This is a genomic window from bacterium (assembly GCA_021372775.1).
Taxonomy (GTDB): Bacteria; Acidobacteriota; Polarisedimenticolia; order J045; family J045; genus JAJFTU01.
The window spans coordinates 1-8,366 of record JAJFTU010000302.1; the positions used below are offsets into that span (position 1 = coordinate 1).

At 72.3% G+C, this 8,366-nt stretch carries 5 protein-coding genes; all 5 read right to left on the bottom strand.

The features are described from left to right. On the bottom strand, positions 1-1,538 hold a 1,538-nt coding region (locus tag LLG88_10475), incomplete at its 3' end, for a DUF3857 and transglutaminase domain-containing protein (protein MCE5247325.1). Positions 1,539-1,551: 13 nt separating this feature from the next. Next, on the bottom strand, positions 1,552-1,788 hold the full coding sequence (locus LLG88_10480) for a hypothetical protein (protein ID MCE5247326.1): 237 nt from the start codon (positions 1,786-1,788) through the stop codon (positions 1,552-1,554). A 39-nt stretch (positions 1,789-1,827) separates the two neighbouring features. Then, complete coding sequence (locus LLG88_10485) at positions 1,828-3,552, bottom strand: DUF3857 domain-containing protein (GenBank protein MCE5247327.1); 1,725 nt, start codon at positions 3,550-3,552, stop codon at positions 1,828-1,830. Further along, positions 3,549-5,645, bottom strand: a complete 2,097-nt coding sequence (locus tag LLG88_10490; GenBank protein MCE5247328.1) for a DUF3857 domain-containing protein — start codon at positions 5,643-5,645, stop codon at positions 3,549-3,551. Before LLG88_10490 ends, LLG88_10485 begins: the two co-directional genes overlap by 4 nt. Positions 5,646-5,789: 144 nt before the next feature. Next, on the bottom strand, positions 5,790-8,366 hold a 2,577-nt coding region (locus tag LLG88_10495), incomplete at its 5' end, for a PAS domain S-box protein (protein MCE5247329.1).

Consider the following 8,366-nt stretch of genomic DNA (forward strand, 5'->3'; position numbering starts at 1 on the left):
GCCTCGCGGAGCTCGTCCTGCATGAGCTGGAGTTGCTGCCGCTCGCTGCGCGCGCGCAGCGTGGCGCGGCGGGCCGCCGCGGCCTCGCCGGTGAACGTCCACGTCGACTCCGCCTCCAGCGTTCCGTCGGCGGCGAGCGACGCCTTGGTCGTCGTCAGGATGGTCCGCTCCTGCGCGGCGGGAAGCGAGAAGACCGGGGGCGTCGCGGCCTTGTCGTCCGTGAACGGGACGCAGAGCAGTTCGCGCGCCTGGAACGGGATCGCGCCGACGGGAAGGTCGGCGCCGGGCGCCCAGAAGACCGGGCCGTCCTCGGTCTGGACCTGCAGCATCAGGTCGGTCATGTCGAGGTAGGAGCTCGGCGGGAGCGTCGTGCCGTCGTTGCGCCGGTGGAATCCCACGGGAATGGTCTTGACGCCGACGGCGCGGAGCATCGTCATCGCCACCATGGCGACGTCGGCCGTGCTGCCGACGCCCGCGGCGAGCGCGTTGTCGGCGCTCTCGTTGTACGGATACGCGCTCGTGCCTTCGACGCGGATTCGCCCGAGCAGCTCCTTGCGGATCGCCTCGATCTTGGCGAGGGCCGTCTTCTCCTTCCCCGCGATCCTCTCCGCGAGGTCCTTCGCGGCGTGCGACCGGCGCCGCTCGTAGATCTTCGCCCACTCGTCCAGCTGGCTGGCCTTGCCCCGGAAGAAGCCGTACGCCTCCTGCGCGGCGGACATCCCCGCGTAGGACGTCTGCGCGACGACGATCCGCGCGACGCGGTCGGGGTACGGCGGCATGTTCGGCTCGTCCGGCTCGGGCGGCATGTTGCGCGCGGAGAAGCTCATCACGCGTCGCCCGGCGGTCGGGATCGGCGCGCCGAGCTCGGCCGGCATCGGAATGCTGGACAAAAAGTGGTCGGACGGAATGTGGAGCGGGAAGACGCGCAGGAAGGAGCGCGTGGAGTTCGGAACGAGCGTGACGAAGCGCGCTTCGAGGACCGGCAGGCGTTCCTGGATCTCGAGGTCCTCGCCGACCAAGCCGCGCATCTTGTACTGGAGGTCGAGGATCGCTCCCGGGACCGCGCCGGGGAAGGAGATGGTGAGCAGGCGGTACCCCTTGGCGGTCACCTCGTACTTGACGTTGTCGGAGGCGTCGATTTCCCGCCCGTCCGGCAGGGTCACGCGGGCCATCGCCCCTTCGTACTTCGTGTCCTCGCCGTACGGCAGTTCGATCTTGCGCGAGGAGTAGTCCGCGACCCCCGCGGCGTTGAGCAGCTTGACGCGGCGGAAGAAGGTCGTGTGGAAGCAGTTGTTCGGCGAGCAGTCCAGCCGGTATTCGAGCTGCTCGCCCTTGAGCAGCACGACGGCCGGCGCTCCCTTGGCGAACGAGACTTCGGCGAGCGCCTTCTCCTCGGCGGCGACCGGCGGGAGGCTCTGGCCGCTGAAAACGAGCGTATCGACGTCGCGGGTATCGTTCTCCGCCCGCGCGGCGCCGCAGAGGGCGGCGCAGGCGAGCGCGGCGAGGAGGAGTCGTCGGAATGCGGAATCGGTCTTCATTGGTCTCCGCTCCTCAGTCGAAGAGGGCGACGCCGTCGGCTTCGAGGCGTCTCAGCGCGGACATCCGCTCGCGGAAGGAGGCGAACTTCTCGGGGGCGACGTACGGCGCGCGCAGCTCGAGCGTGCGGTGGTAGCGGAGCGTGTCGCCGTCGAGCGCGAACCCGGCGTCGATAGCCACCACGTCGTCCTCGTACTTGATCGGCTCGGGCGCGGAGTCGAGCTTCACGCCGGCGGGGATCTTGATCGTCATCTCCACGACCTCGCGGCGCGGCTCGCCGACGTCGATCGCCTAGGTCGGCGCCTCGGGGGAGAGCAGCCCGTCCGGCACGGCCGGAGCGAGGCGGCCGGTCTCGAACAGCACGATGCGCCGGATCCGCTGCCCGGCGACCGCGTCGGCCGCGTCGATCGTCCGGCCGAACGGCCCGCCGAGGTCTTCGAGGCCGCGGATCTCGTCCCGCTGCACGCGCAGAGCGCCGAAGCGGCGGCGCAGGTCGAGGAGCAGGAAGCGGAGCCGCTCGTCGGCGCTGAGCGGGCGGAGTTCGCCGCGCTCGTCCACGGCGGCGCCGCGGTCGGCGGCGAGGTCGATCTTGAGGGCGGAGAGACGGCCGTCCCGCTCCAACGTCCCGGTGATCGTCGTCGTCGTGACGTGCGTCGCCGCGGGGCGGACGGGCAGGTCCACGAGGCGCGTTCCGTTCGGGAGGAGCAGCGCGGCGCGCGTCCCTTGGTCGGCCGAGGGAAGCTCGTAGACGCTCTCGGGCTGCGTGGCGTCCACGAAGAGCAGGCGGCCGACCCCCTCGACGTCGCGGGTCGCCCAGAGGTCGGCGCCGACGCCGGCGGGAAGACGGACCGCGGCGATGTAGTGGTTGAAGGCGCCCGGCGTCGGCGCGTCGTCGGCGATCGGGCCGCGGTCGCGCGTGCGGACGAGAACGGGGTAGACGTCCGCGCCCCACGTCTTGAGCAGCGCGCGGAGCAACGTCGCCTTCGCCTTGCAGTCGCCGAACTTGTCCCGGAACGTCGCCGACGCGGCGGTCGGCTGGTACCCGCCGATCCCCATGCGGATCGCCGCGTAGCGGACGTCGCGGGCCGCGACGGCGAAGGCCTTCTCGAGCGCGCCGAGGAAGGCGGCGTCGTTCGCCGGCTTGAGGGCCGCCCCGGCGGCCTGCGCGCCGCCGGCGTCGGCGACGCGCGGCGCGGCCAAGTCCTCGAACCACTTGCCGACGGAGTTCCAGTCGGCGAAGCCGCGCTTCGCCGCCGGGTTCCACCAGCGCACCCAGACCGACGGCAGGACGCGGTAGGCGTTCAGCGCGAGGTCGGTGCGGCGCGGCTGGGCGGGAATGTCCTTCGCCTCGGCGACGACCGACGAGGCGGTCTTGCGGACGGCCACGCCGGCGCCGCGGGCGACCGTCGCGTCGCCGCTCCATCCGGCGGGGAGGCGCAGTTCGACGCGCGAGAGCAGCGTCGGCCGGGTCGTGTCGCCGAGCAGCGCGTTGTGCGCGCCGACGTCGATCGAGTCCACGACCGAGCGTTCGAAGACGACGACGGCGCCGGGATTGGGGGCCGGCGTGTCGAGGCGCGCGATGCGCGAGTCGGCGTAGTCCGTGCCGCGCTCGACGTACGGCATGTCGGCGCGGTCCTCGATCCGGTCGGGGATCACCGCCTTGCCGTCGCCGTAGAGGACCCAGGTCTCCATTTCGGGGCGCGGGTCGTCCTTGCGGTAGACGGCGGTCTGGGCGGAGAAGTCGTCGCTCGCGGAGACGCGGAGGATCTTGACCGCGAAGCGGTGCGTCGTCTTGACCGTCCCGTCCGCGAGCGGCTCGACGATGTCCTCTTCGTGGAGGACGACGGCGTCGGCGTCGGTTTGCGGAACGGGCCGGGCGGCGACTTCGCGGACCCAATCGGGAATCCGGTCGAGGTCGAGCGACTGCCGCACCGGCGCCGCGGCGAACGCCGCGGGGACCGCCAAGAGCGCCGCGGCGGCCAGAAGCAGGCGTTGCGCGATGGTTCCTCTCATCATCGATTCTCCCCAACAGAAACGAGAGCCTTGGCTTCGTCGGCCGCGGCCACGGAACGGAACCACGGCCGCGCGGCGAACCACGCCTCGGCCGGGATCGTCGTCTGGTCCAGGCGCAGCGAGCGCTTGACGACGAGCTTGCCGCCTTCGGCCTTGGCGGAGCTCTCGAAGGCGCCGTACTGCCCTTCGACGGCGACCGCGTCGGGCGCCTGCACGTTCGCCGCGCCCGGCGGCAGTTCGATTTCGATCTGGTCCTTCAGCAGGCGCACGGCGCCGAGGTCCACGTCGTTGTAGCGGCCGCTTGCGGCCCAGTCGGCGGCGTCTACGGGATGGAACGGCGAGACGCCGAAGGCGAGACGGCCTCCGACGCGCGCGGCGTAGGCGTCGGCGCGCCACGAAACGACGAACGAGAAGTCGAGCGCGACGCCGTCGAGCGGGCCGCCCGGCTCCACGGCGTCCACCTCGGCCGAGGCGACCGAACCCCAGAGCGTCTCGGCGAGTTGGGGCCGCAATTGGCGTTCGAGCGTTTGCTCGTCGGCGTGGGCCGTCTCCGTGCCTCCGAGGAATTCCTTCAGCAGCTCGCGCCGCTGCACGTCGCTGCGGCCGCGCAGCGCCTGGCGCCAAACGGCGGCGGCGTCGCCGCGGCAGGCGAACGTCGTCTTGGCGGTCAGGGCCCCCGAGGCGTCGAGACGAGCCGTCGTTCTCGTCTCGACGACGTTGTCCGTCGCGAGCGGGGCGGGCAGGCCGATCGGCGTCTTCGTCTTGCCGTCGCCGACGACGGCCGGAACGCCGCGGGCGGCGAACGGCAGCGTGCCGGGGAGCAGCTCCGACGCCGGCGCCCAGAAGACCGGCCCCTTCTCGGTTCCGATCCGCAGGAGAACGTCGTTGTAGAGGTCGAACAGAATCAGCGTCGGCTGCTGCGCGCCGGTCTCGCGGCGGCGGTAGAAGACGGGCGTCGCCTCGACGCCCACTTCGCGCAGCATCGTCATCGCCGTCAGCGCGACGTCGATCGAGGACGCGGCGCCGCCGGCGAGCGTGTCGTCCGCGCTGTTGTACATCTCCGGGGCCCCGTTCTGGACCACGTGGACCCGCGAGGCGAGGGCGGCGCGCACGGCCTCGACCTTCTCGAGCGGCGTCTTGAGATTCTCCGCCGCCTCGCGCGCCAGCTTGCGCGTCTCCGTCGGCTTCTTGCGCTCCCAGACCGTCGCGGAGAAGTCGTAGGCGTCGCTCAGTTCCTTCCACGTCTTCGGCACGAGGCAGGCCCGATCGACGCCGGGGTAGTTGATCGGGACGACGTAGAGGGCGGCCGACATGTCCTCGGACGGCGCGGCGTTCGGCTCGACGGGGATCGGCGCGATGTCGCGGAAGATCCAGACGTAGGCGCGGCTGGGAGCGCCGGCGAGGTTGTCGTTCCGCCCGACGATCACGTCGCCGGCGCTCATCGTGTTGAGCGGAACCATGCGGACTTCGGAACGCCACGCGACCCCGTCCGGCACCTTGTAGACGTAGTGCGCCTCGGCGACGGGAAGCCGTTCGCTCAGCCACTGCGGCGGGACGTAGGGGTTCTGGCAGAGGCTGCCGTAGTCCTCGTTGTCGGTCCAGACGCTGTACATGAGGTCGAGCACCGCCCCGGGCTTGGCCTGCGGGTAGCTGACCGTGAACATCCGGTATCCCTGCGGCGACGCCTCCCGCCGGACGTTCGGCGCGGCGTCCACCACGGCGCCGTCGGGAAGGACCGTGCGCGCGTCCACCTGCTCGAGGTGGAAGAGCGGATCGCGCAGCTCGAACTTGTACGAACCGTACTGCTCGACGCCGGCGCTCGTCAGCAGCTTGACGCGGCGGAAGAAGATCCGGCGGTGCACCTGCAGGGCGCCGCGTCTCAGCCACTCGTCCTGACGCGTCTTGAGCAGCACGACCGCCGGCGCGTCCTTCGCGACGGCGGGCGCGGGGCCGGTGCGGTCGGCGTCGGCGAGCGGCGGCAGCGAGGCGAGCGAGAGGATCGTGTCGCGGTAGGAATAGCGCTCTTGCTCCGCGGCGAACGCGGCGGCGCAGGCGAGGCAGACCAACGCCCCGCCCCACAGGCGAGATAGCTTCATTTCTTCAACTCCCTGTCGGCTGGTGGGCGCGCGCCCATCCCTCGAGCGCGCTGGCCGACATTCCCGGTTCGGGGTGCATCGTCTCACGCCGCGGTCGGCGAGGCTACCGCGAAGGACGGCGGATCTCGGCGTCGCGAGGCCTCGTCAGCGCGGGCGGCGGGCGGCGGCGAAGGCCGCGGCGAGGTCGGCGATCGTGTACGGCTTGCGCAGCAGCGCGGCGGCGCCGGCGTCGAGGACGCGCTGCGCGCGCCCGTCCACGTCGTGCCCCGAGCAGAGGACGATCCGCGCCGCAGGATCGATCGCCCGCAGCTCGCGGAAGCAGCGCTCCCCGTCCATCCCGGGCATGATCAGGTCGAGCAAGACGACGTCGATCGCCGCCGCCTCCGCATGGAAGAGCTCGACCGCCGCGGCTCCGCCCTCCGCGAGGAGGGGACGCCCGCCGAGGCTGCGGACCATCGCCGCCGCGGCGTCGCGCACGTACGGCTCGTCGTCCACGACGAGGACGAGCCCCAAGCCGAGCGCGTCGCCGGCGGACTTGGGCGGCGTCGCGGGGAGCGGCGCATCCCGTTCCAGCGGAAGGTGGACGGCGAAGGTCGAGCCGCGGCCGACCGCGCTCTCGAGCGAGATCGTTCCGCCGTGGCCGCGCGCGATGCCGTAGACCATCGCCAGCCCCATGCCGGTTCCCTGGCCGGGGCGCTTGGTGGTGAAGAACGGCTCGAAGATCCGCGCCCGCAGCTCCTCCGGCACGCCGCAGCCGGTGTCGGTCACCGAGAGCGCCGCCCACGCGCCGGCGTCGTCGGGAAGAGAGGAGGCCAGTTCGGCGGGAGGCGCGGCCCGCCGGACCTCGAGCGTCAGGTCGCCGCCGTCGGGCATCGCGTCGCGGGCGTTGATCGCGAGGTTGAGCGCCGCCTGGACCATCTGCCCTTGGTCGCCGCGCACGACGAGCGGTTCGTCGCCGAGTTCGACCGTCAGGCGGACGCTCTTGTCCAAGGTCCGCTCGAGCAACGCCGCCGTCTCGCGGACGGTCGCCCGCAGGTCGAACGGCTCGTTGCGCAGCTTGCCGCGCCGCGCGAAGCCCAACAGCCCGCGGGTCAGCTCCGCCGCGCGTCCCGCCGCCCCTTCGATCGTCCGCGCGGCGCTTTCGACGGCCGAGCCGGGCGCCGCCTCCTGCCGCAGCAGTTCGGCGTAGCCGAGGATCGCGGTGAGGAGGTTGTTGAAGTCGTGGGCGACGCCGCCGGCCAGCACCCCCAGCGCTTCCATCTTCTGCGTGTGCCGCAGCCGTTCCTCGCGCTCGGCCTCCTCCGTCACGTCGCGCGCGACGAGCGCCGCGTCGTCCGGCGCGCCGTCGGCGCGGCGGGAGGGGGAGATGGCCAATTCGACCAACGTCCTCTCCTGCGCCCGGGGAAGATCGACCCGACCGGCGAAAGGACGTCCGGCGGCGAGAGCGTCGATCGCTCTCCGCAGTTCGGGCGTGGTCTCGTCCGGACGAAGGACGCTTTCCAGCGTGCGCCCGGCCGCGTCGCCGCGCGCGAGCCCGACGAGAAGCTCGAACGCGGGATTGGCGTAGCGGATCAGTCCGTCGGGCGCGACGACGGCGATCGCCTCGCGCGCCTGTTCGACGGCGGCGGCGAGGCGGCGGCGCTCCTCCTCCGCGCGCCGCCGGGCGGTCACGTCGATGCCGACAAGCCAGACGGCCCAGCCCGGCACCGGGAAGCGGCGGGACTGCTTGCTCCAAGCGACGGTTCGCGTCGCGCCGTCCTTGCGGACGAGAGTCCGCTCGACGTCGCGGAAGTCGGTGCGGGCGTCGAAGAGGCCTTGGAAGCCGGCCCGCTCGTCGGTGGTCGCGTTCACGGCGGCGAGAAAATCGGGGACGTCCACGACCTCGGCCGCCAAGTAGCCGGTCACGCGCTCGCACTCGTCGTTCCACATCGCGGCCCGGCCCTCGGCGTCGAAGGCGCAGACCAAGGCCGGCATCCGCTCCAGCATCAGCCGCAGCCGCTCTCCTTCGGCGCGCAGATTCGCCGCCTCGCGGTGGCGGTGCGCCGCCGCCCCCGCGGCGAGGAGCAACCCGAGGGCGAGGACGGAGATCGTCGCCAGGAAGAGCGGCCGATGGCGGACGTAGAAGCTCGGCGGCTCGCCGAGGACGAAGCTGCCGGGCGGCAGCGCCGCAAGCGACATCCCGAAGCGCCGCAGCTGGGCGTAGTCGAACGCGAAGCGGACGGTGGGCTTGGTCTCGATGGGGATCGTCGCGGGGCTGCGCCCGTCGAGGATCTCCAGCGCGACCCGCGCGGCGCGCTCTCCCTGCAGGCGCCCGCCGAGGAGGCTCCCGCCGACGATGCCGTGGCCGAGCGCCGCCTCGTGCATCCCGAACATCGGCTGCCGCACGCGGCCCCGGAGCATCTCCGGGAGTTCCCAGAGATCGGTGAAGCGTCCTTGAGCGTCGGTGAGGAAAGGCAGGTACAGGATGAAGCCGTCGCCCGGGGAAAGCGCCGCCAGTTCCTCGACGAGGTCGGGGATCGTCTTGGAGCGGACGAAACGGAGCGTCAGGCGGTTCGCGAACGGCGCGAGTTCCCGCTGCATCTCCCGGCGCATCGCCTGGCCGGTCTCCGTGTCGTCCACGACGACCGTCGCCGTGCGCGCCGCGGGCAGGAGGCGCAGCGCGGCCGCGACCGTGCCTCCGGCGTCCATCGCTTCGCCGATGCCGGTGGCCCACGGCTTGCC

What these genes read in the sequence shown, in the direction of transcription:
- LLG88_10485 (MCE5247327.1), bottom strand. Translation starts at nt 3,552, where the DNA reads ATGATGAGAGGAACCATCGCGCAACGCCTGCTTCTGGCCGCCGCGGCG.
- LLG88_10480 (MCE5247326.1), bottom strand. Translation starts at nt 1,788, where the DNA reads ATGACGATCAAGATCCCCGCCGGCGTGAAGCTCGACTCCGCGCCCGAG.
- LLG88_10490 (MCE5247328.1), bottom strand. Translation starts at nt 5,645, where the DNA reads ATGAAGCTATCTCGCCTGTGGGGCGGGGCGTTGGTCTGCCTCGCCTGC.